24 protein-coding genes are annotated in these 26493 nt (G+C 63.7%); 9 read left to right on the plus strand and 15 right to left on the minus strand.

All coding sequences use genetic code 11. The features are described 5' to 3' along the window. Positions 1 to 55 precede the first annotated feature (55 nt). A complete protein-coding gene (locus tag ATK23_RS12430; protein ID WP_245858516.1) occupies positions 56 to 1549 on the plus strand; it encodes an NCS1 family nucleobase:cation symporter-1 in 1494 nt (497 codons plus the stop codon). 8 nt (positions 1550 to 1557) lie between these two features. Beyond that, the gene (locus ATK23_RS12435) at positions 1558 to 2304 is read left to right on the plus strand and encodes an aspartate/glutamate racemase family protein (protein ID WP_066143355.1); all 747 of its coding nucleotides are present in this window, start codon (positions 1558 to 1560) and stop codon (positions 2302 to 2304) included. A gap of 332 nt (positions 2305 to 2636) precedes the next feature. Here the strand turns inward: ATK23_RS12435 and ATK23_RS12440 are convergent, their stop codons facing one another. The 12 genes from ATK23_RS12440 to ATK23_RS12495 all read right to left on the minus strand — a co-directional run bounded on the left by ATK23_RS12440 (position 2637) and on the right by ATK23_RS12495 (position 16388). After that, positions 2637 to 4520 carry an FAD-dependent monooxygenase gene (locus tag ATK23_RS12440; protein ID WP_066143352.1) on the minus strand — a complete coding sequence of 628 codons (1884 nt, stop codon included), beginning with the start codon at positions 4518 to 4520 and terminating at the stop codon, positions 2637 to 2639. 336 nt (positions 4521 to 4856) lie between these two features. Then, a complete protein-coding gene (locus ATK23_RS12445) occupies positions 4857 to 6350 on the minus strand; it encodes an aldehyde dehydrogenase family protein (RefSeq protein ID WP_066143348.1) in 1494 nt (497 codons plus the stop codon). Beyond that, positions 6347 to 7015: an HD domain-containing protein gene (locus tag ATK23_RS12450; RefSeq protein WP_066143345.1), complete on the minus strand. Its 669-nt coding sequence runs from the start codon at positions 7013 to 7015 to the stop codon at positions 6347 to 6349. The genes ATK23_RS12445 and ATK23_RS12450 overlap by 4 nt, the downstream gene beginning before the upstream one ends. Before the next feature lie 7 nt (positions 7016 to 7022). Further along, positions 7023 to 8318, minus strand: coding sequence for an NAD(P)/FAD-dependent oxidoreductase (locus tag ATK23_RS12455; RefSeq protein ID WP_066143340.1), 1296 nt, complete (start codon positions 8316 to 8318; stop codon positions 7023 to 7025). 2 nt (positions 8319 to 8320) lie between these two features. After that, positions 8321 to 8641 carry a 2Fe-2S iron-sulfur cluster-binding protein gene (locus tag ATK23_RS12460; RefSeq protein ID WP_066143457.1) on the minus strand — a complete coding sequence of 107 codons (321 nt, stop codon included), beginning with the start codon at positions 8639 to 8641 and terminating at the stop codon, positions 8321 to 8323. Positions 8642 to 8692: 51 nt separating this feature from the next. Next, positions 8693 to 9439 (minus strand): SDR family NAD(P)-dependent oxidoreductase, encoded by a 747-nt coding sequence (locus tag ATK23_RS12465; RefSeq protein WP_066143335.1) that lies wholly within the window; start codon positions 9437 to 9439, stop codon positions 8693 to 8695. A 98-nt stretch (positions 9440 to 9537) separates the two neighbouring features. Further along, complete coding sequence (locus ATK23_RS12470; protein WP_066143454.1) at positions 9538 to 11403, minus strand: PEP-utilizing enzyme; 1866 nt, start codon at positions 11401 to 11403, stop codon at positions 9538 to 9540. Positions 11404 to 11459: 56 nt separating this feature from the next. Beyond that, a complete protein-coding gene (locus ATK23_RS12475) occupies positions 11460 to 12539 on the minus strand; it encodes a PEP/pyruvate-binding domain-containing protein (protein ID WP_066143332.1) in 1080 nt (359 codons plus the stop codon). A 2-nt stretch (positions 12540 to 12541) separates the two neighbouring features. Then, positions 12542 to 13843 carry a cytochrome P450 gene (locus tag ATK23_RS12480; protein ID WP_066143328.1) on the minus strand — a complete coding sequence of 434 codons (1302 nt, stop codon included), beginning with the start codon at positions 13841 to 13843 and terminating at the stop codon, positions 12542 to 12544. A 131-nt stretch (positions 13844 to 13974) separates the two neighbouring features. Further along, the gene (locus ATK23_RS12485) at positions 13975 to 14802 is read right to left on the minus strand and encodes an IclR family transcriptional regulator (protein ID WP_052253976.1); all 828 of its coding nucleotides are present in this window, start codon (positions 14800 to 14802) and stop codon (positions 13975 to 13977) included. 132 nt (positions 14803 to 14934) lie between these two features. After that, the gene (locus ATK23_RS12490; protein WP_066143325.1) at positions 14935 to 15618 is read right to left on the minus strand and encodes an HD domain-containing protein; all 684 of its coding nucleotides are present in this window, start codon (positions 15616 to 15618) and stop codon (positions 14935 to 14937) included. An 83-nt stretch (positions 15619 to 15701) separates the two neighbouring features. Further along, positions 15702 to 16388: an SDR family oxidoreductase gene (locus tag ATK23_RS12495; RefSeq protein ID WP_066143451.1), complete on the minus strand. Its 687-nt coding sequence runs from the start codon at positions 16386 to 16388 to the stop codon at positions 15702 to 15704. A 176-nt stretch (positions 16389 to 16564) separates the two neighbouring features. Here ATK23_RS12495 and ATK23_RS12500 point away from each other — a divergent pair, with 176 nt between their 5' ends. The 5 genes from ATK23_RS12500 to ATK23_RS12520 all read left to right on the plus strand — a co-directional run bounded on the left by ATK23_RS12500 (position 16565) and on the right by ATK23_RS12520 (position 21123). Beyond that, the gene (locus ATK23_RS12500; RefSeq protein ID WP_038992925.1) at positions 16565 to 16777 is read left to right on the plus strand and encodes a hypothetical protein; all 213 of its coding nucleotides are present in this window, start codon (positions 16565 to 16567) and stop codon (positions 16775 to 16777) included. A 494-nt stretch (positions 16778 to 17271) separates the two neighbouring features. Then, positions 17272 to 18258 (plus strand): siderophore ABC transporter substrate-binding protein, encoded by a 987-nt coding sequence (locus ATK23_RS12505; RefSeq protein ID WP_066143322.1) that lies wholly within the window; start codon positions 17272 to 17274, stop codon positions 18256 to 18258. Between the two features lie 93 nt (positions 18259 to 18351). Then, positions 18352 to 19332 carry an ABC transporter permease gene (locus tag ATK23_RS12510; protein ID WP_100339284.1) on the plus strand — a complete coding sequence of 327 codons (981 nt, stop codon included), beginning with the start codon at positions 18352 to 18354 and terminating at the stop codon, positions 19330 to 19332. A 4-nt stretch (positions 19333 to 19336) separates the two neighbouring features. Then, positions 19337 to 20371, plus strand: a complete 1035-nt coding sequence (locus ATK23_RS12515; RefSeq protein ID WP_066143316.1) for an iron chelate uptake ABC transporter family permease subunit — start codon at positions 19337 to 19339, stop codon at positions 20369 to 20371. Continuing rightward, positions 20368 to 21123: an iron ABC transporter ATP-binding protein gene (locus ATK23_RS12520; RefSeq protein WP_066143314.1), complete on the plus strand. Its 756-nt coding sequence runs from the start codon at positions 20368 to 20370 to the stop codon at positions 21121 to 21123. The genes ATK23_RS12515 and ATK23_RS12520 overlap by 4 nt, the downstream gene beginning before the upstream one ends. A gap of 110 nt (positions 21124 to 21233) precedes the next feature. Here the strand turns inward: ATK23_RS12520 and ATK23_RS12525 are convergent, their stop codons facing one another. From ATK23_RS12525 to ATK23_RS12535, 3 genes are all read right to left on the minus strand, one after another. Then, complete coding sequence (locus ATK23_RS12525; protein WP_066143311.1) at positions 21234 to 21827, minus strand: GNAT family N-acetyltransferase; 594 nt, start codon at positions 21825 to 21827, stop codon at positions 21234 to 21236. A 50-nt stretch (positions 21828 to 21877) separates the two neighbouring features. Then, a complete protein-coding gene (locus ATK23_RS12530; RefSeq protein WP_066143450.1) occupies positions 21878 to 23098 on the minus strand; it encodes an MFS transporter in 1221 nt (406 codons plus the stop codon). A 139-nt stretch (positions 23099 to 23237) separates the two neighbouring features. Beyond that, positions 23238 to 23822, minus strand: coding sequence for a carbonic anhydrase (locus ATK23_RS12535; protein ID WP_211286069.1), 585 nt, complete (start codon positions 23820 to 23822; stop codon positions 23238 to 23240). 426 nt (positions 23823 to 24248) lie between these two features. Here ATK23_RS12535 and ATK23_RS12540 point away from each other — a divergent pair, with 426 nt between their 5' ends. After that, positions 24249 to 24884, plus strand: coding sequence for a TetR/AcrR family transcriptional regulator (locus tag ATK23_RS12540; protein ID WP_066143296.1), 636 nt, complete (start codon positions 24249 to 24251; stop codon positions 24882 to 24884). A 4-nt stretch (positions 24885 to 24888) separates the two neighbouring features. Continuing rightward, positions 24889 to 26493 carry a carboxyl transferase domain-containing protein gene (locus tag ATK23_RS12545; RefSeq protein WP_066143293.1) on the plus strand — a complete coding sequence of 535 codons (1605 nt, stop codon included), beginning with the start codon at positions 24889 to 24891 and terminating at the stop codon, positions 26491 to 26493.

Raw genomic sequence — 26493 nt, forward strand, 5'->3', positions numbered from 1 at the left:
TGACCCTTTGACAAGGATGTCCATCATGTCGCAAAAGACCCCTGAAATGGTGCCCATGGACGCACCGCAGGAAAACCCGCCCGCTATCGACCGGGCCAATCCGTTCGAACTGAGCGCTTCGCTCTACAACCAGGACCTGGCACCAACCACCCGCAAGGGACGCACCTGGAACTCCTACAGCATCTTCACCCTGTGGGCCAACGACGTGCACTCGCTGGGCAATTACACCTTCGCCATCGGGCTCTTCGCATTGGGCATGAGCGGCTGGCAGATCCTCGGCGCCTTGGGCATCGGAGCGGTCCTGCTCTTCGCGCTGCTGAATTTCTCGGGGTTCATGGGCGAGAAGACCGGCGTCCCTTTCCCTGTGATGAGCCGCATCGCCTTTGGCATCACCGGCGCCCAGATCCCGGCGTTGCTGCGCGGGGCCGTGGCCATCGCCTGGTTCGGCATCCAGACCTACCTGGCCGCGCAGGTCCTCTCAGTCATGGTGCTCGCCGTGGCGCCGGGCTCCGCGGCCCTGGAGCAGACCAGCTTCCTGGGGCTGAATACGCTTGGCTGGATCTGCTTCGTGGTCCTGTGGGCCGTGCAGCTGGTGATCGTCAGCTACGGCATGGAAATGATCCGCAAGTACGAGGCCTTCGCCGGCCCGGTCATCCTGGTCACCTTCCTGGGCCTGGCTATCTGGATGCTGTTCGAATCCGGCTTCAATGTGTCGATGAGCACCGGCGAGCCGAAGTCCGGCGTCGAGATGTGGACCGCGATGTTCGGTGCGGCCGCCCTGTGGGTTTCGATCTATGGCACTTTCGTCCTGAATTTCTGCGACTTCACCCGCGGCGCATCCTCCAAGAAAGCCATCGTCAAGGGCAATTTCTTCGGCATTCCGCTGAACATGCTGTTCTTCGGTGCCATCGTGGTGGTGCTCACCGGCACGCAGTTCTCCATTAACGGCCAGGTCATCACCTCGCCATCGGATATCGTCGGAGCCATCCCGAACACCGTGCTGCTGCTGCTGGCCTCCGCCGCCCTGCTGGTGCTGACCATCGCGGTGAACCTGATGGCCAATTTCGTCGCACCGACCTACGCTTTGACCAACCTGTTCCCGAAGAAGCTGAACTTCCGTGCCGCCGCACTGATCTCCGGTGTCATCGGACTGGTCATCCTGCCTTGGAACCTGTACAACTCCCCCGAGATCATCAACTACTTCCTGGGCGGCCTGGGCGCGCTGCTCGGCCCGCTGTTCGGCATCATCATGGCCGACTACTGGTTGATCCGCAAAGCCCGGATCAATGTCATGGACCTGTACCGCTCGGATGCCGATGGCACCTACTACTTCACCCGCGGCGTGAACTACCGGGCCGTGGGCGCCCTGGTCATCAGCTCGGTGATCGCACTGGTGCTGGCCTTCGTTCCCGCCCTGCACGTTGTTGGCCCGTTCGCCTGGTTCCTGGGTTCGGGCGCCGGCGCCCTGGCCTACCTGGCCCTGGCCAAGCGCCAGCACGATTTGGCAGACATCGATGGCGAGCCGATCGCCGTGGCACCAACCCACTAGGACTACTCATGCGCATTCTGATCCTGAACGTCAATACCACGCAATCCATGACCCGCGCCATCGGGGATTCCGCCCGGCAGGTCGCCTCGCCCGGTACCGAAATCGTCGAACTGACCCCGGACTTCGGGGCCGATTCCTGCGAAGGCAATTTCGAAAGCTATCTGGCCGCCATCGCCGTAATGGACAAGGTGGTCCGCTACACCGAGCCTTTCGACGCGGTCATCCAGGCGGGCTACGGGGAGCACGGCCGCGAGGGCCTGCAGGAGCTGCTGGATGTCCCGGTTGTGGACATCACCGAAGCCGCTGCCTCGACCGCGCAATTCCTGGGCCACAAGTATTCCGTGGTCACCACGCTGGACCGCACGGTGCCGCTGATCGAGGACCGGTTGAAATTGGCTGGCTTGACCGACCGGCTCGCCTCGGTGCGTGCCAGCGGGCTGGGCGTGCTGGAACTGGAATCCGATCCGCAGCGCGCGGTGGCGGCCATTGTCGAGCAATCCCGCCAAGCGGTCGAGCAGGACAAGGCCGAGGTGATTTGCCTGGGCTGCGGAGGCATGGCTGAGCTGGAGGAGCAGGTGCGCCTGGCCACCGGCGTGCCGATTGTCGATGGCGTGCGCGCGGCGGTCACCATCGCCGAATCGCTGGTCCGCATGGGGTTGAGCACCTCGAAGGTGCGCACCTACGCCCCACCGCGGCCCAAGTCCGTGACCGGCTTTCCCATGGCCCCGGCTGCTGCCGGCTCGGTAAGCTTCTGATTGCCAAGTTAAATGGCAGGCCCAGCCCAGAAAGTTCACAGCCAGCCGTTCTAGAGTAATAAGTACCTCATGAAGGTGCGAGTGATGACAAAAGGGAACCCCGGTGCTTCGGCACCGGGGTTTCCTTGATTTTCGGACCATTTCCCAGCCCCCGGCCGCACACTGCCACGAAGTAGCCCCTGCATCCTGCTCGCTGGAGACGCATCTGCCCGCACTGCAACAGTCATCTTCAACCGCCACGCCGCCAAGAAGTCCCGACATGTTCTGGACAGCAGGTTACCCCGGGCCCTAGGGACACCGGGGTAACCTGCTGCTGCACAGCCGGGAGGGCCTCAGGAGAATTCAGGAACCTTCGGTGCAGCCATGTTCTGCACGAAGAACTCGGCCAGTTCCGCGCGGGCCGACAGCGGCAGCACCTGGGCTACATACATGTCCGGGCGGACGACGACGAGGGCACCTGCCCGGTCGATCCCGCGCTCGGCGAAGATGTCCTGGTGCCCGATCGCCGTGTAGACCTTTTCCCAGTCCATGATCTGTGCCTGGCCCACCTTCGGGAGGAACCGCCGCGGCACCTTATTGATGTCCACGTCGTGGTAATCCTGCTGGTAGATCACCTTGGCATCGAAAACGCTGTCGATATCTTGGCCCTCAGCGGTGTACGCGGTGATTGGCGAATCGGCGGAATGCTCCAGCCAGTCGGCGAGCGCGGCAACCTCCTGCCCCGATTCGTCGGCAAAGGCGTTGAGCCGCCAGCGCCCATCGGCACGGAAGTGGTGCCCCAGGTGCACCGTGGTGGTATCGCAGACGCGGGAGACCTGCGCGGACTTGAAGCGCATGCCCACCGGGAAGCCTTCGGTCAGCTGCTGGTGCTCGGTGCCGCCGGTCAGCGAGGACTGCTCGTATCTGGTGTCGAAGCCGCCCGGGAAGTTGGCGGTATTTACGAAGAAGTCGACAATCTCGTGCGGGCCCTCCGTTTCCTCCGGGCTGCGCGACATCATCGCCGACCATTCCTTGTCGTAGTCGATGAGCGTCTGCGCTACGTCCTGGCGCTCTTCGTTGTAGGTTTTCAGCAGGGACCCTTCGCTGCGCCCGGTCGGCACCTGGCCCAGCTTCCAGGACAGGTTCCACCCATCCTGGATGGAGACATTCATGCCCTGGCCGGCCTTGGCGCTGTGCGTATGGCAGGCGTCCCCGGCAATGAACACCCGCGGGTTCAGCGACGGGTCGTTCTTCGCGGCAACATCGTCGAAGCTCTGGGCCACCGGGTGGCGCACCTCGTAGATGCTGAACCAGGTCACCTCGCGCACATCCACCGAGCATGGATGCAGGATGCGGTTGGCGCGGGCGATGGCTTCTTCCGCGGTGGTGGCGCGGATCCGTGCCCGGTTTTCATCGTTCGGGGTTTCCAGCGAAACGTAGAAGCGGGTCAGGAAGCCGCCTTCTCGGGGTATCAGCAGAATCGATCCGTCCTTGTCGGACTGGATGCCGCTGCGCGTGCGGAAATCGGGGAAGTCGGTGTTGGCCAGCATGTCGATGACCGCCCAGGCCTGGTCGGCCGGGTCGGTGACGAGCTCGACGTCGATGCAGCTGCGCACCTTTCTGCGTGCGCCGTCGCAGCCGACCACGTACTTGGCGCTCACGGTGCGTTCGATGCCGTGCTCGTCATTAATGCGCACCTGAACCGGGTACTCGCCTGTTTCGTGGACCACCAGGTCCAGGAACTCCACGCCGTAGTTGATGCTGATGCGAGCCGGGCCGTTTTCGGCGCGCTCGGCGAAGTAATCGATGACGCGGGCCTGGTTGACGGTGAGGATCGGGAATTCGCTGACATAGGCCGGCGGGCCATCGGCGCGGGCGCCGCAGGCAATTTCTGCCGGGTTCTCCGGGTGGGGTCCCCAGAAGCTCATCTCGCGCATATGCGCCGCCTCGTGGGCAATCTCGTCGTAGAACTCGAAGGCCTGGAAGGTTTCGCAGCTGCGCGGGAACAGTCCATCGGCACGGCCTGCGGCTAGCCGCTGGGGGCGGGCCTCGATGATGCGGGTGCGGACTTCGGGGGATTCGGTCAGCTGGGCAGCCTGGACGATGCCGGCAGGCCCTGCGCCGACGATGAGCACATCCATGGTCTCAGGCAGTTCGGCGCTGCGATTCCGGCCCGTTCCTTCTGCATTCCTGATCCAGGGATTGCGGCCGACATATCCGTCGTAGTGGTACTGCATCCTGGGGCTCCTTAGCTGGGTGGCGTGATCTTCGAGCGTCAACTGCGCTGTCGCTGCCGATGATCCGGAAAAGTTTCCTCATCCACGCGTCAGTGCGATGCGGGACACGTTGAGGGCTAGCAGCAATCCCGCTCCCTTCCACGCCGAAGCACCATGGCAATCTTCCACCCAGCGGAAGCCCTCCTAGCAAACCGCATTTATGGTATTTGACCTGTAATTCTGGCGATTTTCGCAGGTATCCGCGATTCGGTTCCAGCACCCGAAAATGGCAGCAGGACGCCTCAGACCCAGTGGGCCTGAAACGTCCTGCCGCCATGCTTTCCGGTAGGTGTTTTGCTAGCGGACCTCGCGATGAATCGACTTGTAGCTCAGGTACGCCGAGAGACCCTCGGGACCGTATTCGGCGCCCAGGCCCGAGTCGTGCCGGCCGCCAAATGGCGCCGCATGGTTCGAAGCGAAGAAGTTGATGCCCACACTGCCTGAATCGATCCGGTCAGCGACCTGCACCGCATGCTGCTCATCGGCACTGAAGACCAGTCCGCCCAACCCGAATTCGGTGTTGTTCGCTAGCGCAATGCCCTCGGCCTCATCCTGGTACTTGAGCACGGTAATCACCGGCCCGAAGATCTCCTCGCGGGAAATCCTCATGTCCGGGGTGACGTCGGCAAAGACCGTTGGCTCGATGAAGTAGCCGCCGGCCAGGTCTCCGCCCATCGTGGCCTTGCGTCCACCGGTGACCGCCTGCGCACCTTCGGCATGGCCTGCCTCAAGGTAGCCGACCACTGTCTCGAACTGGCTCTTGTTGGCCGAGGGGCCGAACACCGTGTCCGGCTTCAGCGGGTCCCCTTGGATTCCGCCGGAGATCGTTGCACGCACCGCCTCGACGACCTCGCCATAGCGCTGCGCCGGAGCCAGGATCCGGGTGGAGATGTAGCAGGTCTGCCCGGTATTGCGCATGCACGAGCGGATCAGCCGCGAGCTGAGCACGTCCAGGTCCGCATCCGGCAGCACCAGCGCACTGGACTTGCCTCCCAGTTCCAAGGTGACCGGCCGAAGCAGCTCACCGCAGGCCGCGGCAATCTTGCGCCCCACCGGGGTGGACCCGGTGAAAGCCACCTTGGAGACCAGCGGATGGCGGACCAGTTCATCTCCCATCCGGCCCGGCCCGGTGACCAGGTTCGCCACGCCTGCCGGCACCCCGGCGGCAGCCATCGCATCCATGATGATGCGGAAGGACAGCGGTGTGGGCGACGCCGGTTTCATCACCACGGTGCACCCGGCCAGCAACGCCGGAGCCAGCTTGATCACCATCAGGTTGATCGGGAAGTTCCACGGGGCAATCAGCGCGCAGACCCCAACCGGATCGCGGCGCACCAGGGACTCCCCTGCCCCGTTCGGGAAGGGCCGCAGGTCCTCGTTTTCCAGCATCGGTGCCAGCGAGGCGAAGTAGCGGAAGATGCCAGCGGCATTGGCCGCCGCTCCACCGGTTTCGGAGACCGGGGAACCGTTCTCCAGCGTATTGGTCAGCGAGAGCTCGGTGGCCCGGGCTTCGACTTCCTCGGCGATGCGCAGCAGCAGCACCGCGCGGTCCGACGGCGAATAGCTTCGCCACTGCTCGCCGTGGAAGGCTGAGTGCGCGGATCCCACCGCGCGCTCGACATCCCGGGTATTGCCAGCCGGCACCGAACCCCAGACTTTCCCGGTAGCCGGGTCGGTGACTTCAATGCGTTCGGTTCCGGCGGAGCGGACCCATTGACCGTCAATGAAATGCGTGTCGACGTGGCGGTACGGGATCGCCAGCTGCTCGCGCGTGGTTGCGGCCGTAATCATCGCAGCACCTTCGTGCGCAGCAGCGAACGGGAACGGGCCAGGTCGGCGGTTGCCATGGCGACCGCAGCCTCGGTGATCAGCTCCGGGATGATCTCGGTTTCCAGCCGGTCGGTGTAGGTGCTCGGGTCCTGGCCGAACCAGCCCGAAGCCAGCGCGATGCCCGCCTGGTCGAAGCGCCACAGCCGATCCGCGTCGCGCATCAGCGCGTCCTCCAGCGAATAGGCCTCGGCACGGGTGTCATGGCCGTCGATGATCGCGCAGACCGCCTCGACGAATTCTGCGTCATAGCCCAGCGGCGGCAGCACACGCCGGGCCACTGCGCAGCCCTCCTGCTCATGCTGGAAGCGGATATCTGCCTTGCGCCAGTCCCCGCGGAAGCCGTCGGAGATGATCTTGTCCTCATCCACGTGGGCCCAGCCGGTGTCGTGCAGCAAGGTGGAGACCAGCACCAGGGTGCGGTCCGCGTCCGGGTAGGCGTCGCACAAGCGGCGGGCGAAGGACAGGGAAATCGGCAGGTGGATGTCGTTGCCGCGGGCCCGGGTTTCGGGTTCCACTGCGGACCAGATCGCATCCAGCTCGCCGTCGAGGTGCTCATCGAGCGCAATCGGCGAGGTGTTGATGGTGCCCTGCGCGGGCAGTGGCCGGGTGTCATTCAAAGTAGTCATGATGTCCTCAGGCAATCAGGGTCTTGAGTTGGACGGCAGGATCGGCGCTGGCCTGCGGGTCAATGTTCTTCCCGGCGGCCAAAGCCTGCTTCACTGCCATGAAGTCCAGCGGCGCGTTCACGCAGTCGGCGGCGATGATCCGCCCGTCGCGGTAGTACAGCACGGTGAATTTGCCCTTCTCCGGGACTTCGCGCTTCACGGTGGAGTCGAAGCCCAGGGACAGGCCGGCGATCTGCAGCTTCATGTCGGCCTGGTTGGACCAGAACCACGGGATGCCGGCGTAGGCTTCGCGCTGGCCCATCAGGGCGTAGGCTGCCACCTTGGCGTGCTCCACGGCGTTGTTCACCGACTCCAAACGGATGCGTTCGCCCTCGGGCGCTGAGGGGACCGGGTTGGGCATGTTCGCCACGTCGCCGACCACCAGGGTATGGCCATCCGAGGCCAGGGCCGCGTGATCGACAACAATGCCGTTCTCGATGTCCAGGCCGAGCTTCTCGCCGAGCTCGGTGTTCGGGATGACACCGATGCCGACCAGCACGATTTGCGCGTCGATCACCTCTCCGGTTTCCAGCTCGACGGCGCTCACCTGGCCGTCGGCGCCATGGATCTTGCGCACCCGGGCTTCCAGATGGATGTCGAGCCCGCGTTCGCGGTGCTTGCGCAGGAAGTAGCCGCTGGTGTCTTCGCCGACCGCGCGGCCGACCAGGCGCGGGCCGTATTCCAGCACGGTGACCTTCTTGCCCATGGCCTGCAGCGAACTGGCCGCTTCCAGTCCGATGAATCCGCCGCCGATGACCACCACATCGGTGGCATTCGGGGCCAGGTCCTTCAGATGCAGGGCGTCATCGGCGTTGCGCAGGTACACCACGCCGTGCAGGTCGCTGCCTTCAGCCTCGAAGCGGCGGGGGCGGGCGCCGACCGCCAGCGCGAGGCGGGTGTAGGGGTAGCGGATGCCGGAGCTGCCCACGGCAACCCCGGAGCCATCCGGGTTGGAGTCGATGTCCTGAATGCGTTCGCCCTTGACTAGGGTGACGTTGTGCTCGTCCCAGTAGTCGTTGGAACGGAAGATCAGCGACTCGCTGCCGATCTTGTCCTGCAGGAATTCCTTGGACAGCGCCGGGCGCTGGTAAGGGCGGTGGTCCTCGTCCCCGAGCAGCGTGATGTGCTCGGTGTAGCCCAGCGCGCGCAGCGAGATCGCCAGCTGGACGCCGGACTGGGATGCGCCGATGATCAGCAGGCCGGTGGCGGTGTGCGCCGCCGGGGCCGGGGCACCGGCGGTGGAGACTGCGGTGGCGGTGTTCATGGCTATACCTGCGTTTCCGGGGTGGTGACGTTGATGCTCTGCCCTTCGCACAGCTTGATCTGGCAGGACAGGCGCGAGTTCTCTTCGCGGTCTACCGCGGTGCCGTAGAGCATCTCGTCTTCCATTTCGCTCATCGGCTCCAGCGATTCCAGATCGCTGTCGGCAACGAAGACGTGGCAGGTGGCGCAGGACAGCGAACCGCCGCATTCGCCGACGATGCCTTCGACACCGTTGCGCACAGCGGTTTCCATCACCGAATCGCCGGTGTTGGCCTCAACGCTGCGTGCGTTGCCTTCGAAATCGGTGAAATTGACTGTCGCCATGATGATCACTCCTCTTTAAGTGATTGAAGTCTTGTGGGTTGAAGCGTGTTGTCAGATGAATTGGCGTCCGCCGTCGACGACGAGGGTCTGCCCGGTGATGAAGGACGAGTCCTGGCCGGCCAGGAAGAGTGCGGCGCCGACGATGTCGGCCGGCTGGCTGGCCCGCTTCAGCGCTCCGCGGTCCACGCCGTAGCTGGCGGCGTCTTCCATCAGCCCCAGGCTGGCTTCGGTGAGGGTGAACCCCGGGGCGATGGTGTTCACGGTGATCTCGCGCCGCCCTAGTTCCTTGGCCATCACCCGGCTCAGGGCGATGACACCGCCCTTGGAAGCGACGTAGTGGGCCCACTGCTCGGAGCCGGAGTAGACGGTGGCGCTGGCCAGGTTGATCACGCGGGATCCGGCGGCCAGGAACGGGGAGACCGCGCGGGTGACCATCCATGGTCCCTTGAGGTTCACTGCCATGACCTTGTCCCATTCGCCGGGGTCGATGTCCTCGAATAGCGAGCGGGTCACGGTGGCGTAGATCGCCGCGTTGTTGATCAGCACGTCGATGCGTCCGCCGGCGAATTCCGCGGCGCCGGCCGCCATCTTCTCGGTGGATTGCGGGTCGGTGACATTCACTTCGAAGGCCTGCGCCTGCCCGCCGGCTTCGCGGACCAGCTGCACGGTTTGCTCGGTGCCTGCCAAATCGATGTCGGCGGCGGCTACCTGGTAGCCGCGTTCGGCGAACCCGAGGGCGAAGGCCCGGCCCAGTCCGCCGGCGGCCCCGGTGATCAGCACCGTAGGTGAGCTGCTCATGGATCGTGCCTTTCGTCAGTTGGAGATTCTTGGGCGGGTGCCGGCCCTGGGACGGGCCGGCACCCGGGGTGATCCCGGCTTGGGGTACCGGGAAGGGTCTAGCCGTGGTGGTGCGAATGGGCTGAAGGCCCGGTGAGCGCCGGGCTGTCCACCAGGATTTCCACGGTTCCCTTGCCGCCGTCCACCCGCAGGCGGTCGCCGGTCTTGATGGTGGTCGAGGCGCTGCCTGTGCCGGTGACCGCCGGCAGGTCGTACTCGCGGCAGACGATCGCCGCGTGGGACATCATGCCGCCGATGTCGGTGACCGTGGCCTTGATCTTGCCGAAGATCGGTCCCCAGCTCGGCGCGGTAATCGGCGCCACCAGGATTTCTCCCGGCTGGATCTCGCCCAGCTCGTCGGCGTGCATGACCACCCGGGCCACGCCCTCGACGGTGCCTGGCGAGGCGGCCATGCCCCTGAGCACGTTTTCCTGCGCGTCCTCGTCATTGCCCAGCCACGACTGCACCTGCTCGGTGGTGATACCCCACAGCATGCGGGTGAATGGCTCGGTGATCGATTCCGGCGGGGTGTTCAGTGCCGGGGCCGGGCGCGCGGTCTTCAGCGCGTCGACGATCTGCCGGCGCTTGGCGATCTTCTTGGGCAGGGCCACGGCGGCGATCGGCTCGCCGGCCCCGATGCCGAAGGAGGTGACCAGGTCGAAGAGCACGTCGCGCACCTCGTTGCGGCCCAGGTAGAGCAGGTCCTCGGGGTCCTCGAAGACCCCTGCATCGGCCATCATGCGCGACAGCTCGCGGACCTTGCGCCAGAACACGCCCATGGTCCAGTGCTCGATGTAGAAATTGTGGTTCTCCACGTACGGGTAAGCGGTAGCCGCCAGCGCGCGCTTGGCTTCGAAGACCTGTGCGGTCTCGGGATCGAGCAGGTCTCGGTACTCCTCGACGATGCGCTCCTTCTCCGCAATCAGCTTCTCGGTGGGGCGCAGGATCTGCGCGCCTTCCTCGGCGCGGCGGATGTAGTCGGCGATGAAGCCCAGCGGGATTTCCGGGTGCTCGTTCCAGTACTTGTCATGGGCGTAGAAGCCGTTGCCGATGGTGAAGTTGAACCATGGCTCGTGGGCTGCTTCCCACTGCGCGATCCAGCGTTCGCCGCCTGGTGCGGCGGCGATGGCGGCCAGGGTGGCGGCCGGGTCATCGGTGTTGGAGAACAGGTTCGAGAGCTTGAGCTCGACGGCCAGCAGGGCCAGCGCCTTGAGCTCATCGTCCGGGCGGAAGAGTTCCATGTCAACGCCCTGCACCATGGTGGCGATGGACTGGTCCGGGATGTTGGGGAAGACCTCCTTGCAGAAGTTGAAAAAGTCCAGGTAGGCGATGTAGCCCAGGTTCAGGAATTCGAAGTGGTACTGCCAGTTCTGGTAGGTCAGCGAAATCAGCCGGTCGTAGTTCTCCAGCAGAACCTGCGAGCCGTCCTTGCCCACTCCGTTCTCGATATCCTCGAAAGGAACAATTTCCGGCAGCGGGTCGAAGCGCAGCGCTTCCATCTCGGCGATGGTGCCCTTGACCTTCTGGTGCCAGGCGGCCAGCTTATTCTCCCAGTCGCCGAAGTAGTGTCCGATGCGTGCCTCGAATTCGGGGACGCGGGCCGCGATCTGCTCATCGGGCACCGGGATCGGGGACATGTACAGGTAGCCCAGGTGGATGCGGAAGTCGATGCCGTTGGCGTTCGGGATCATCAGGTGGCGGGCGTTGTACTGGCCCAGGCATTTGACCGCGAATTCGCCGCCAATGGTCTCGAAGGGCTTGAAGACCGTGGGCCAGTGCTGCGAGTCGCAGAACCAGAACTTGGCGTCTTCGGCTTCCTTGAGCTCATCTTGGAACACCAGGTAGTACGGGTAGATCTCTTCCCATCCTTCGGCACCTGCTGGTACCGGCAAATCGGATGGCTTGGGGAACGACTTCATTGTCATGGTCATGCACCCTTTCAAGGGGTAAGGGAAGGCTCGGGTGGGAATTGCGATGCGTGCTAGCCGCTGATCTTGGTCAGCGATGCGGTGATGGATCCGAATCCAAGGGATGAGGAGTAGCCGGTGCTCTTGGGCTTGGCTTCCGGGGTCTTGGCCGAATGGACCGTTTCCGGACGGGCCTGCAGAAGCAGCAGGTTTTCGCCCTCGGGCAGGTCGGCGTCGATGGCCCATTCGATATCCTGCGGCGCCTTGTAGTGCTTCTCGGCGCGCTTGGCCAGCTGGGCCACGGCTGCCAGTTCGGTATCGGACAGGCAACGCACGGTGCGCCGTGCTTCCTCCACGACGTGTTCCACCAGGGTGTTGGTTGCCGCGTCGGGGACCATCTCGGCATGCTTGTCGCCGATATGCTCGTGGATCACTGCCAGGGTGACCTTGTCCAGCTGGATGTTATCCGGGGTGACAGTTCCCGAGACCACCATTTCGCCCACGCCCCAGGAGGCGTCCACGGTGATCTTGGAGCGGTCGCCGTTGGTGGGGTCCAGGGTCATGGCCACGCCTGCACTCTTGGCGTTGACCATCTTCTGCACGACCACCGCCATGCACAAGCCTTCGTCGGGGATCTGGTTCTTGATCCGGTAGATGATCGCACGGGTGGTGTACAGCGAGGCGAAGCAGGCGCGGATATGGTCTGCAACCTCCCGGTAGCCGTTGAGCCAGAGGTAGGTGTCCTGCTGGCCGGCGAAGGAGGCGTCGGGCAGGTCCTCCGCGGTGGCCGAGGAACGCACCGCCAGCGGCACCTCGCTCTCGAAGCGGGACTGCAGCTGCGCGTAGGCCTCCCTCGTCGCGTTGCCCAGCTCTTCGGGGACCGGACGGGAGATGATCATTTCGCGGATGGCCGCGCTGGCGGCGTCAGCGGCCTGCACGTCCTCCGGGTCCAGTCCCTTGAGCTGCTCGGCGATCTCTTCGGAGAGGCCCGAGTGCATGAAGGTGCGGAATGCTTCGGTGTTGACCACGAATCCCGGGGGAACCGGCATGCCGGCTGCGGTCATGGTGACCAGGGAAGCGCCCTTGCCGCCCAGCGAGTCGAGGGTCGGTTCCTTGCCGCCGTCGAAGAACTCAATGAATTCGTTGTTGCTCATCTCTAGGCCTCTTTCAGCGAATCGGCATCCGCGTTCAGCGTGACGTTCACGAAATCGGGGACGCGGAAGGAAATGTTCTTGCGGAAGGTGATGGCATCGCCATCCACCAGTTGGAGGTTCGGCAGCGCGCTGGCCAGTTCCTCCAGCGCGATCTTCGCCTGCAGCTTGGCGAGCATATTGCCCAGGCAGTAGTGGATGCCGAAGCCGAAGGACAGGTGGTCGCGGGCGTTGGCGCGGGTGATGTCGAAGTCCTCGCCGTTCTCGAAGCGGGATTCGTCGCGGTTGGCCGATCCCATCAGCAGCAATAGTTCTGCACCCTGGGGGATCTGCACGCCGGCGATCTCGGTGTCCTTCAGCGCCTTGCGGCGCCAGCCGACAATGGAGCCGGAATAGCGCAGCACTTCGTCGATGGCCTTGGGGATCTGCTTGGGCTCGGCAACCAGCGCGTCCCAGGCGTCGCGGTGCTCAAGCAGCACGCGCACGCAGTTGGAGATCAGCGTGGTGGTGGTCTCGTGGCCTGCGAACAGCAGCGAGTAGAGCAGCGAGGCGATCTCGTGATCGGTGATCTCCGCACCTTCGTTCTGCGCCTTGACCAGGTCGGCAGTCAGGCTGTCGCCTTCCGTTGCGTGGGCTTCGGCGACCAGCTTCTGGCACTCGTCCCAGTATTCGACCAGGTTGTGGGCGTGCGGGATCTGTTCTTCATCGCTGAGGTCGCCCCAGGTCATGGCCGCACGGGAGTCGCTCCAGCGCTTGTAGGTGTCGACCTTGGAGATGTCGGCGCCGATCAGGGTCACGATGGTGATGGTCGGCAGCGAGTAGGCCAGGTCCGCCACGATTTCCGCATGCCCGTCGCTGCGGGCGAGCATCTGCTCGATGGCGCTGCGCACGTTCTCGCGGATCATCGGCTCCAGCGCCTTGAAGCGGCGCGGGGTGAAGGCCTTCTGCGCAATCGCGCGGATGCGGGTGTGCTCCGGCGGGCGGCGGGCGGACAGGCCGGAGTAGGTGGTGAATCCGCCGTCATTCATGATCTTGGTGGCCTGCGGGCCGCGCTTGCGGACAGGAGCCTGCGCGTTCTCCGAGGAGAAGGTCTCCCAGTCTTCGAAGACCGCCTTCACGTCGTCATAGCGGGTGAGCACGTACAGGCCGGTTCGCTCGTCGAACATGACCGGCTGCTCGCTGCGCATCTTTGCGTAGGACGGGAAGGGGTTCTCCATTGCAAACGGCTCGTACCCGTGATGGCCGGCCGGCGCTTCGGCGCCGAAGCCCATTGGGCATCCGCCCGAGATGGCTGGGGTGCTCGTCATGGAACTGCTCCTTGGGAAATCGATGGGGCACGGTGTGCTCCGCGCCACGTTCACTAACCCAAGTGTTACCTACCCCACACCCCGCGGCATAGCGGGAACTTCCATCCAGTGGAAGCTGTCTTTCCTGCCCGCTATCCTTCTTCCGACGGATCTTCCTCGGGAACATTCATGTCGGGGCCGGATACGATGCCCAGCAAGGTTTCCAGCGGAATATGCACGGTTGCGGCTTCCAGCCGCCGGGACGTCCCCTGGAGCACCGGCAGGAAGCGATCCATGTTCGCGGCATGGGAGGTCGGGATAACCAGGCCGATGGAACAGCCCAGGCGGCCGGTGTGGAAGACCGGGACCGCAATCGACGAGGTGCCCAGCCGGACCTCCTCATTGGTGGTGGCATATCCCTTCTCGCGGACCCGCTCCAGCTCCTCGCGCAGCTGCTTGGGGTTGCTGCGGGTATGCGCGGTCATCTGCTGCAGGGGCAGTTCCAGATAGGCGTCGGCGACCCACGATTCGGAAAAAGCGAGAATGACCTTGCCCACGGCGGTGGCGTGCAGCGGCAGTCGCCCGCCGACCCGCGAGGCCCGGGCAATGCGCTTGGTGCCGTAGACGCGGTCGATGTACAGCGACATGTTCCCGTCGCGGATGGCCAGCTGGCTGGTTTCGCCGGTCAAGGAGAACAGGTCCTGCACATACGGGCGGGCAGTGTCGCGAAGTTGCCGGCCGGTGTTCTGGGCGATCGCCCAGAGGCGCAGGCCGAGTTGGATGCCGCCGTTGGCGGAGCGGCTGAGCATCCCGGCATCCACCAGTTCGCCCACCAGCCGGTGGGTGGTGGATAGCGGCAGGTCGGCCGCGGCGGAAATTTCGGTCAGGCTCAGCGACCTTCTGGTTGTCTCGAAGGCGGCAAGGATCGCGAGGATCTTCGATGTGACGCTGCGCCCTGGCTGCGAACTGCCACCGGCCATTATGCCTCCTGTTGGAAATCTGCTCATGCCCTCGCATAATCCGCTGGCATAACCCAACAGTAGCCCTCCGGCATGGTCGCTCTTGGGCAACCGGCCGGGCGCACTGCTGCGGGCTCGCCGCGGTTCGGGCGGCTACTGCCCGTCGAGCACGAGCCGTTGCGGCAGCATGCTGGCGCGCTGGACCGCGATGAATCCGCTGGCCATGCTCCGGGCCGGCTCGGTGAACAGCTGTCCGGCAACCCGTGATTCCACCAGGGTTAACGCCTGGGCGCGGGTCAGCCCGAACCAGTCCATGATGGTGTCCAGCCCATGGCCGGTCAGCCGCCAGAGCTTGTCCGCGTCCTTGACCAGGGAATCCTCGATGCTGGTGGATTCGGCGCGGGAATCATGGCCGTCGATGATATGGATAATGCGCTCGACATCTTCCTGCGCCACATCATGTTTTTCCAGCAGCCGCGCCGCCAGCTTGGCGCCTTCCTTTTCGTGCTGCAGCACGAGTTCCGGGTTGCCCGCACCCGGCGCGATCGCACTGAGCACGAGGTCCGGATCAACGGCAGACCAGCCGATGTCGTGCAGCAGCATGGCCGGCAACACGATTTTGGCCTCCGCATGCGGGTGGTGCTCCAGCAGCTGATGGGCAATGGACACCGAATACAGCGTGTGGGTGTCATTGCTCCGAACCGCTAGAAGGTCCTTGGCGTTCTCCCACAGCGCCGCCAGCAACGGGTACTGCTCGAACAGATTGGGAGCCGCGCTTCCAATCCTGGCCGAGACATCGCGTCCGTAGTGGTTCGCTGCAGGTTCTAGTTTGGTCATGGGCACATGATCCCACTCAGTGCCTGCGAGCAGAAGCCCGGGCATCCACTCAGTGGAAGCCGCGGACCTCTATGCCGCACACCCTAGAGGATCGCTTCGACGATCGGCATCTTGCCGTCGTAGAAGTTCACCGTGGTCCGGCGTGCCGCATTGTTGGCCACCACATGGGTGATCACTTCCGCGACATTCTCACGGGAGGTCTGCATCCCCTCGCCGTCAGCGTCCGAATCCTTGAGGTTCCCCGCCTCGTCGGCCAGCACCACATGCTTGCTTGCAGGCTCCAAAGTAAGCGCGCCCGGCCCCAGAATCGTGTAGTCCAGGTCGGTGCCGCGCAGGAAGGCATCCGCGTCGTGCTTGGCCTTGGCATAGGGGTAGAAGGAGTTGGACGGGTCCAGGTTGTCCACGTCGACCAGCGCACGGCTATAGGAGACCATCACGAAACGGTCCACCCCGGCCTGCTTGGCAGCCTTCATGGATCGCACTGCCGCCTCGTAATCCACGGCACGGGTGCGCTGCTCGTTGCCGCCGCCGGCTCCCGCCGAGAACACAATGGCACTGGCACCGGTGAAGGCTTCCGCCAGCTGGTCCACCTCGGCGCTCTCGATATCGAGGACCACCGGCTTGGCACCTGCTGCCTTGATGTCGGCGGCGTGCTCGGGGTTACGGATCAGTGAATCGACCGCGTAGCCGCGATCAGCCAGCTTGGGAGCCGCCAGCAGGGCGACCTTCCCGTGTCCGCCAATGAGTACTACTCGATTTCCTTCAGCCATGAATTGCTCCTTCTGGTTGATGCTCGTATCTGGCACAACGAGGCCTGCCTTGAGCCTATTCCCTTTACCCGCGCCGGCGACTTCTTCCTGAGTGGCAGCTCAATTGACAGCATTCTTGCTGGCAATCGGCGTATTCTCTGCTTTATAGCATTCGCACTCAACCGAGGATGAAGCTCATGAAGCATAAAACCCTGAATTTGGAACTCAGCAACGACCAGTTCGCAGATTTGGCCAATGCCCTTGAAGACCATCGGGACTACTTCAAGAAACGTGCCGATGAAGCGTCCCTCGGTTTCGGGCTCGATACCGGTTACTGGCAGTCCCGCGCTGCCGAGGTCCAGGAGCTGCTACAGCTGGTGCTCAGCTCCGCCAAGCACGAGCAGCATTAGCCTGCTCCCCGCATTTTCCGAGTAGATCGCCCTGGCCCGCCGGATTTTCCGCCGCCGGCCGCTCGAGCAGATCCATCAAGGATTTCCTCGTGCTCTTAATGCCGGGCCAGCCTGTTTCAACTTCTGCCGACATGGGCTCGGCTAAGGAATGCCGGAGGAATTTTCGGCTGACAGAGGGAAGGAATCGGCCATATTTCCATCATGGAAAGTGTTGCTGGCGCAAATTATGACGCTCGGCGACACAATTTCCGAGGCGTTTCAAGTCTAATTAAACAAGGCTGATGGTTTTTATTTTTCTCGGAAATCTCCCAGTCAACTGGGGTTAGGTTCAGCAAATGCCAAGCTTCGCGTCGATCAACCTTGCTAAACAGCGCTTTAAAGTGACCGGGCTAACATAAGGGCGACTTAGCTTAATTAGCTCAGATAAGGCTAAGCTAAGTAACAGATCACTCAATAGCGCAACCAACGTCGGTTGCTGTTCGAAGAAGGAATAAATGTCCTCCATGAAGCTTCGCGCTGCCGCACTGCTGAGCATCGCCGCACTGTCCCTGACCGCTTGCGGATCCGCAACCGATACCGCTGCCGAGGCCAAGGCCGGCGACGCCAAGACTGTCACCATCACCGACAACGAAGGCGAGAAGACCATCCCGGTTCCCGCCAAGTCCGTCGTTGCAACCGACAACCGCACCTTCGAGACCCTTGATTCCTGGGGCATCGAGCTCACCGCAGGCGCCGTGTCCCTGATGCCGGACACCATCTCCTACACCAAGGACGAGAACATCCTGGATCTGGGAAGCCACAAGGAACCAAACCTGGAATCAGTCGTCACCGTAGAACCTGACCTGATCATCAACGGACAGCGCTACACCCAGCACGCACCGAAGTTCAAGGAACTGGCTCCGGAAGCCACCATCGTTTCCCTTGACCCACGCGAAGGCGAGCCATTCAACACCGAGCTGGAACGCCAGGTCACCACCCTGGGCGAAGTCTTCGGCAAGCAGGCCGAGGCCCAGAAGCTCGTCGAGGAATTCCAGGCTGCTGAAAAGCGCGTAACCGACGCCTACGACAAGGACGAGACCGTCATGGGCCTGATTGCCTCGGGCGGCGAGCTGGGCTACTCGGCTCCGACCACCGGCCGCACCGTCGGCCCGATGTTCGACTTCCTGGGCCTGACCCCGGCACTGAAGCTCGAAGAGTCCTCCACCGACCATGAGGGCGACGACGTTTCGGTCGAGGCCATCGCCAAGTCGAACCCTGACTGGATCATCGTCATGGACCGCGACGCAGCTGTTGGCGCTGACAGTGCCGACTACCAGCCTGCCAAGGAACTGCTGGAGAACTCCGAAGCGCTGCAGAACGTCACCGCCGCCAAGGAAGCCCAGGTTGTCGTGATGCCGGCTGACACCTACACCAACGAAAGCATCCAGACTTACACCGAGTTCCTGAACACTTTCGCTGACGCTCTGGAAGCAGCAAAGTAAGCGTCTTGACCTCCCCTGGCCTTTAGTGGCGAAGCCGGATTCCGGCTTCGCCACTAAAGCTGTATTCCCACCACATATTTCCACGGCGGCATTATGACAAGCACGACCCTCCCGGTCCGGACCAAGAGCAAGGTCCTCACCGGCAAACTCGCACTGGGCATCCTCGCGGTGCTCGTGCTGCTGGCGTTCTCCCTGTTCACCGGCGTCTACGACATCTTCGGCCAGGATGACGGCGGGATGATGTTCGCTGTCACCCGCATTCCGCGCACCATCGCACTGGTGCTTGCCGGTGCCGCCATGGCCATGAGCGGATTGGTCATGCAGCTGCTGACCCAGAACCGCTTCGTGGAGCCGACCACCACCGGAACCACCGAATGGGCTGGCCTTGGCCTGCTGACCATGCTGGTCTTCTTCCCCACCGCCACCTTGCTGGCCAAGATGAGCGTGGCGATTGCCTTCGCCTTCATCGGCACCATGATCTTCTTCCTGTTCCTGCAGCGGGTTTCGCTCAAGGCCTCGCTGACCGTGCCGATCGTGGGCATCATGCTAGGCTCCGTGGTCGGCGCCTTCTCAACCTTCTTCGCCCTGTCCACCGACAAGCTGCAGTCCATGGGCATCTGGCTGGCCGGCTCCTTCACCTCGGTGATCCGCGGGCAGTACGAGGTGCTGTGGATCGTGGCCATCGTGGCAGTAGCCATCTACATCGTTGCCGACCGCTTCACCGTGGCCGGATTGGGCGAGGAAATCGCCACCAACGTGGGCCTGAACTACCGCCAGGTGATGCTGCTGGGCACCGCGCTGATCGCGGTCGCCACCGGCGTGGTCACCGTGGTGATTGGCAATCTGCCATTCCTCGGGTTGATCGTGCCGAATATCGTCTCGATGGTCCGCGGCGACGACCTGCGCAGCAACCTGCCCTGGGTCTGCCTGCTGGGCATCGCGATCACCACGATCTGCGATCTTGTAGGCCGCACCATCATCATGCCGTTCGAGGTTCCGGTCTCGCTGATCCTGGGCGTGCTCGGCGCCGTCGTTTTCATCTTCCTGCTCCTGAGGCAGCGGAAAATTGGCTAATCTCATGACTCACCCCGCGTTGGGCACCCATCACGCCGGCCGCAGCGCAGGACCGCTTCCCACCAAGCAGGTCCGCAAGCGCTACTGGATCACCCTGTCCATCATGGTCGGGCTGGCCCTGTTCTTCGGCATCGGCCTGCTCGCATGGGACAACCCCATGCCGTTCGGCTCCGACGGCTTCTGGATCATCGCCAAGCTGCGCGCCAGCAACATCCTGACCATGGTGATCGTGGCGGCCTGCCAGGCCATCGCCACCGTCGCCTTCCAGACGGTCACCAACAACCGCATCATCACCCCATCGATCATGGGCTTCGAAGCCTTGTACCGCGTGGTGCAGACCGGCGCGGTCTTCGTGCTGGGCGTGGCCGGCGTGACCTTCTTTACCGGGGTCAGCCAGTTCGTGCTGCAAGTGGCGATCATGGTGGGCCTGTCGGTGGCGCTGTACGGCTGGCTGCTGTCCGGCAAGCTGGGCAACATCCAGATCATGCTGCTGGTGGGCATCATCATCGGCACCGGGCTGGGTTCCATCGCCACGTTCATGCAGCGCCTGCTGACCCCGAGCGAATTCGACGTGCTCACCGCACGCCTCTTCGGCTCGATGGCCAACGCCGACATGAGCTACATGCCGGTGGCCATCCCGCTGGTGCTGATCGCCGGCGGCTACCTGGTGCTGTCCTCCAAGAAGATGAACATCCTCGCCCTGGGCAAGGAAACCACCATCAACCTGGGCATCAACCACCGCCGCGAAGTCATGAAGTCCCTGTTCTTCATCTCCATCCTCATGGCCGTCACTACCGCGCTGGTTGGCCCGCTGACCTTCCTCGGCTTCCTGGTGGCCACCTTGGCCTACCAGCTGGCCGACACCTATGACCACCGCTTCATCTACCCGATGTCATTCCTCATCGGCTTCGTGGTCCTGGCCGGCGCCTACTTCATCATGAAGAACGTCTTCTACGCCGAAGGCGTGGTTGGCATCATCATCGAAGCCGTCGGCGGCATTACCTTCTTGATCTTCATCCTGCGAAAGGGCCGGCTGTGATTACCCTCAATTCCGTCAGCAAGCAGTACAGCTCCACGGTCTCCATCGGCCCGGTCAGCTTGGAAATCCCCACCGGCGGGATCACCGCGCTGGTTGGCCCGAACGGAGCTGGCAAGTCCACCATGCTCACCATGGTCGGGCGCCTGCTGGGCATCGACCAGGGCTCCATCGAGGTCTCCGGCTACGACGTGTCCAAGACCAACTCCAAGGACCTGGCCAAGATCGTCTCGATCCTGCGACAGGAGAACCACTTCGTCACCCGCCTGACCGTGCGCCAGCTGGTGGGCTTCGGCCGCTACCCGCACTCCAAGGGCCGGCTGACCCAGGCCGATGAAGAGATCATCTCGCGCTCCATCGACTTCCTGGATCTGGGCGAACTGGAAGCCCGCTACCTCGATGAGCTCTCCGGCGGCCAGCGCCAGCGCGCTTATGTGGCCATGGTCCTGGCCCAGGACACCGATACGGTGCTGCTCGATGAGCCGCTGAACAACCTGGACATGAAGCACTCCGTGGTGATGATGCAGCACCTGCAGCGTGCCGCCCGCGAGCTGAACCGCACCATCGTGATCGTGCTGCACGACATCAATTTCGCTGGGCACTACGCGGACTACATCTGCGCCATGAAGCAGGGCAAGGTGGTGCACTTCGGCACCCCAGCGCAGATCATGCAGGACGAAATCCTCAGCGAAGTTTTCGAGACCCCAGTCAACGTCGTTCCGGGCCCGAATGGCCCGCTGGCGGTGTACTACTGAGTTCGCGAAATTTCAGTACAGCAAGACCCCATGACCGTCAGTGGTCACGGGGTCTTGCTGTGTCTCGGCAACTTTGATGAGGTTCCCATGCTAAAACTCGAAGAGCCCCTTCAGCAGGAAGTCGAGTCCGTCCATTCCTCGGCCAACAGCGCATAGGCCATGGAATCCATCCATTCCCCGTTGCGGTGCAGGCTGTCCTTGCGGCCGTGGAATTCCTTGCGCATCCCCAAGCGCTCCATCAATTTCCACGATGGCTCATTGGCAGCGAAGCATTCGGCAGTAACCCGGCGCAAGCCAAGAGGGCCGAAGCACAGGCCGATGGCAGCACGGACGGCTTCGGTGGCGTAGCCCTTGCCGCCGTAGGCCGGGTCGAAGCTCCAGCCGAGGTTTCCCTCAACGCCTTTGGCACTATGCTCAACTTCGCTTTGCCCCCAGCCATCGACGATATCCAGCATGACCGTGCCAATCAGCTCGGTCCCCTGGCCGGTATCCAGTTCCACCGCCAGGTCCTTCAGCGGATAGTCCTTCGCAATGAACATGGCGCGGAAATCTTCCAGTGTCCCAGGACCAGCGGTGATCCACTGCGTAACTTCCGCAAGCTGCCGGTAGCGCCAGATTGCTTCCACATCATCCGGCGTCACCCGGCGCATGCTCAGCCGCTCGGTGCGTACCGGCCAGCTGATCTTCTTCAGCGCATCTTCCATGCTCCAAGCCTATCCGCAGGTATTCGAGATGAGCGCTAGTCGCGACTGCTTTACTGCACGGCCCCGTCCTCAGGTGATTTCTGTCCGCGCAGCACCGGCGAGCAAATCAGCACTATCAGACCCGCAATGGGGAAAACCAGCAGCGCCAGCCGCAACCCGACATTCTCGGCAAGGAATCCGACCAGTGGCGGCGAGAGCAAGAAGCCCAATCGCATGAGCCAGGAGACAATGCTCAGGCCAGTTCCCGGGGACAGGCCTGGCAGCTTGTCAGCTTGGTCCATCACCGCCGGGACCAGAGTTGCCGAGCCGAATCCAGCCGCCGCGAATCCCAGCAAGGTGCCCGGCACGCTGGGGAACAGCAAAGCCAAGCCCATGCCGAGCGCTATCAGCGCGCCGCCGAACTGGGCCATGCTGCGCTGGCCAAAGCGGTTGACCATCCCATCGCCGAGGATTCGGCCAACGAACTGGGCGCCAACCAAGGCGATGAACCCGCTGGCCGCCAGCGCCGCTGGTGCCCCGAGCTCACCCAGATACAGTGTCGACCAGGAATTTCCGGCATCCTCGACCATCACTCCAGCCACGGAGATCAAGACCAGGGCGCTCATCATCAGCAGCAGCCGGCCGCGGGACCCTGCTGGGCGCGCGGTCAGGATGGCCTCGGCAGCCGGCGGCGCAACGGGTTCGATGGCCGCCTGTTCAGCAGACCGGGGAAGGCAGAATTTCAATGCGATCAGTGCCACCACTGCAAACAGCCCCATCGATATGCCCAAATGCACCGGCAGCGCCAGGTGCAGCTGGATCGCCCCGGCGGCCATCAAGCCGCCAAGCACCGCTCCGACAGACCACAAGGCGTGGAAGGAGTTCAAGATCGAACGTCCATATCGACGTTGCACCACCAAGCCGTGCGCGTTCTGCCCGACATCCGTAATCGAGTCCATTGCACCGCCCACTGCGAAAGCCAGCACCACCCAGAGCACCCCCGGGGCGCTGCCGGCGGCGAGCAATGCCGCACCGGTAGCCATGGTTCCGAAGACGGCAACTTGCGCGGAACCGAATCGGCGCACCAGCGCACCGGCGGCCAACCCGGCAAAGATCGCCCCGATGGGCCACGCCGTAACCAGCAAGCCGTAGCTTGCGGTGTCCAATCCCAGTTCCCGCTTCAACTCGGGAAGACGCGGCGCCATATTGGCAAAAAGCGCTCCATTGGTGAGGAACAGGGCAGCGACTGCTGCACGGGCGCGGGAGTTGGCACTGGATTCGGTGGCTGTCATGGGGCCTTTCACCGCAGCTGGCTGCGGACTGGTCACTGGCGAATGCTGCAATGGCATCCAGCGTCGAGAGTACCAGTGCCGCTGCGGCTGCATGGCGGCACCGTGCCGATAAGCCCGGGAGTTGGATTTCTCCGGATGGTCAGCCCTCCAGCCAGCTCACCTCTCCGGTCTCCAGGTCGTAGACCGCCGGCACCACCCGGGTCCGCTGTTCTTCCACCGCCTTGCGGATGATGGCAGAGCGCTCGAGCAGCTGCTCAACCACGGCTCGGGCATTGGCCTGCACCACCGTGTCCACCGCTTCGCTTCCCGATCCCTCGACTCCTGCTGTGCGGGCTACGGGTGCAATCTGTGCGGCGAAGTCTTCCATCTCCCCGGGCAACTGCGGGTTCCCGGCTTCTTTCTCCATCGCCTTCAGCGTGCCCGTCACCGCGCCGCAGGCGGTGTGCCCGAGGATCACCAGCAGCGGTACCGAATACGGACTGGAGACAGCGAATTCCATGCTGCCCACCAAGGTGTCATCGAGCACGGCACCGGCTGTCCGGGTGACGAACAGGTCTCCAATCCCCTGGTCGAACAGGAGCTCGGGGGTGACGCGGGAATCCACGCAGCCGTGAATCAATGCGAAGGGGCTCTGGTGCTCGGCTTGATCGCTGCGCCGGTCAAGTGTCTGATTGGGGTGCTCCGGCTTGCCGGCGCAATAGCGCCGGTTTCCGGCGCGCAGCACCTGCAGCACTTCGTCGGGGGTCTGCGGCGGTTCGGCCAGATGCGCGCGATCCGCGTCGGGGGCTTGCGGCGAAGCGCAGGCTGCCAGTCCGGCCAGGGCAAGGAACCCGGAAGCGCCGGCGAGCAGACCGCGACGCGAAGGGCCGGTCGAGGTTGCATCGTTGCATTTGGGGTTGCTGATTCGGGTTGCGGCATCATGCCTTCCTGTGGCGTCTGATGAGCTGAAAAGCCGGATTATCTATAGCTTGTCAGTAAATAACATCAAGCAGTCTATTGTTATGCATTTGATTCATGAATAGCAGGCGTCATATTTCGTCGAGATTTAATATGCCAGCAACAGGAGGCTGTGATTGACACCACAGCCGTTCTTCGGTTGGATGGGGACTGTCAATCGATTGATTGGCTTTTGAGTCACAAGGTGGTGTCCATGGAACTTGGAAAGGTCCAGCAAGCAGCCGTAGCCTGCTTTGCCCAGCGCGGCTTCGCCGCCACGGGCATCCGCGAACTGGGCAGCGCCGTGGGACTGAACTCGGCCACCCTCTACCACTACGTCGGCGGCAAGGAAGACCTGCTGCTGGGCATCATGAACGACTGCCTGTCCGCCATGATCTCCGGCGCCAAGCAGGCGCTGGACGGCAGCACCGACCCGGTGCGCCAGCTCGCCTTGCTCGTGGCCTTCCACGTCGGATTCACCGCCACCAACCCCAGCACCGCACGCGTCACCGAATACGAGATGCGCGCGCTGTCGCCCGCCGCCCGCGAGCAGATGCAGGCGCTGCGCGACGCCTATGAGCAGCTCTTCGCCGACGCGCTTCAGGCCGGCGAGCGCCAGGGCAGCTTCAGCACCGCGGACCTGGGCATCGCCCGCCTGGCCCTGATGGAAATGGGCACCGGCGTCTCGCACTGGTACCGCAAGGACGGCCGGCTCTCGCTGGCCGAAGTGCAACTGAATTTCATTTCCCTGGCCATGCGCATCCTCGCGGTGCCCGACGAATTCCCGCTGCCCCCGCAGCAGCTGCCCGTACCCCAGGTAATCGCCAGCGAACCGACCAGCAAGGACTGACTTCGTGAAGACCCTTTCCTCCCAATTGAACTCCGAGCAGTTCGAACGCAACGCCGCCGACCAGGCGCCGCTGCTGGCCGAACTGCATGAACGGCTGGAACGCGCCGCGCGCGGCGGCTCCGATAAATCCCGGCAACGGCATGTGGATCGCGGCAAGCTGCTGCCCCGCGAGCGGGTGGACGTGCTGCTGGATGACGGCTCGCCGTTCCTGGAAATCGCCCCGCTGGCCGCCGAGGGCATGTACGACGGCGCGAGCCCCGGCGCCGGAGTAATTGCCGGCATCGGCCTGGTGCATGGGCGGCACGTGCTGGTCATCGCCAATGACGCCACGGTCAAGGGCGGCACCTACTTCCCGATGACCGTCAAGAAGCACCTGCGCGCCCAGGAAATCGCGTTGGAGAACAACCTGCCGTGCATCTACCTGGTGGATTCGGGCGGAGCGTTCCTGCCGATGCAGGACGAGGTGTTCCCGGACCGCGAGCACTTCGGGCGCATCTTCTACAACCAGGCGCAGCTTTCGGCCCGCAAGATTCCGCAGTTGGCAGCGGTGCTCGGCTCCTGCACTGCCGGCGGTGCCTACGTGCCGGCGATGAGCGACGAGACGGTGATCGTGCGCAACCAGGGCACGATCTTCCTCGGCGGCCCGCCGCTGGTGAAGGCGGCCATCGGGGAAATCGTCACGGCCGAGGAACTGGGCGGCGGCGAGTTGCATGCCAAGACCTCCGGCGTGGTGGACCACCTGGCCGAGAATGACGAGCATGCGCTGATGATCATCCGCGATATCGTCTCCACCCTGCCGGCCAACCCGGCCCCCGCCTGGAAGATCGAGGAGCAGGCGGCCGAGCCGCTCTACCCGGGCAGCGAACTGGCCGGCGTGGTGCCGGTGGATGTCAACGCCCCCTACGACGTGCACGAGGTCATCGCCCGCATCGCCGATGGCAGCAAGTTCCACGAGTTCAAGGCCGAATACGGCACCACCCTGGTCACCGGCTTCGCGCGCATCCACGGGCACCAGGTGGGCATCATCGCCAACAACGGCGTGCTGTTCTCCGAATCCGCGATGAAGGGCGCGCACTTCATCGAGCTCTGCGACCAGCGCGGCATCCCGCTGCTCTTCTTGCAGAACCTCGCCGGGTTCATGGTGGGCCGCGACTACGAAGCCGACGGCATCGCCAAGCACGGGGCGAAGATGGTCACCGCGGTGGCCACCGCCCGGGTTCCCAAGCTGACCGTGATCATCGGCGGCTCCTTCGGCGCCGGCAACTACTCGATGTGCGGCCGGGCCTACTCCCCGCGATTCCTGTGGATGTGGCCGAACGCGCGCATCTCGGTGATGGGCGGGGCCCAAGCCTCCTCGGTGCTCTCCACGGTCAAGCGCGACGGGATCGAAGCCGCCGGCGGCAGCTGGAGCGATGAGGAAGAGGAAGCGTTCAAGGCGCCAATCCGCGAGCAATACGAAACCCAGGGCAACCCCTACTATTCCACCGCCAGGCTATGGGACGACGGGGTCATCGACCCGGCCGATACCCGCCGGGTGCTCGGCCTGGCCTTGGATGTCTGCGCCCGCCAGCCACTGCCGGAGACAAGCTTCGGCCTCTTCCGGATGTAG

Origin of the sequence: Glutamicibacter nicotianae (assembly GCF_002797775.1) — a bacterium.
Classification (GTDB): domain Bacteria; phylum Actinomycetota; class Actinomycetes; order Actinomycetales; family Micrococcaceae; genus Glutamicibacter; species Glutamicibacter nicotianae.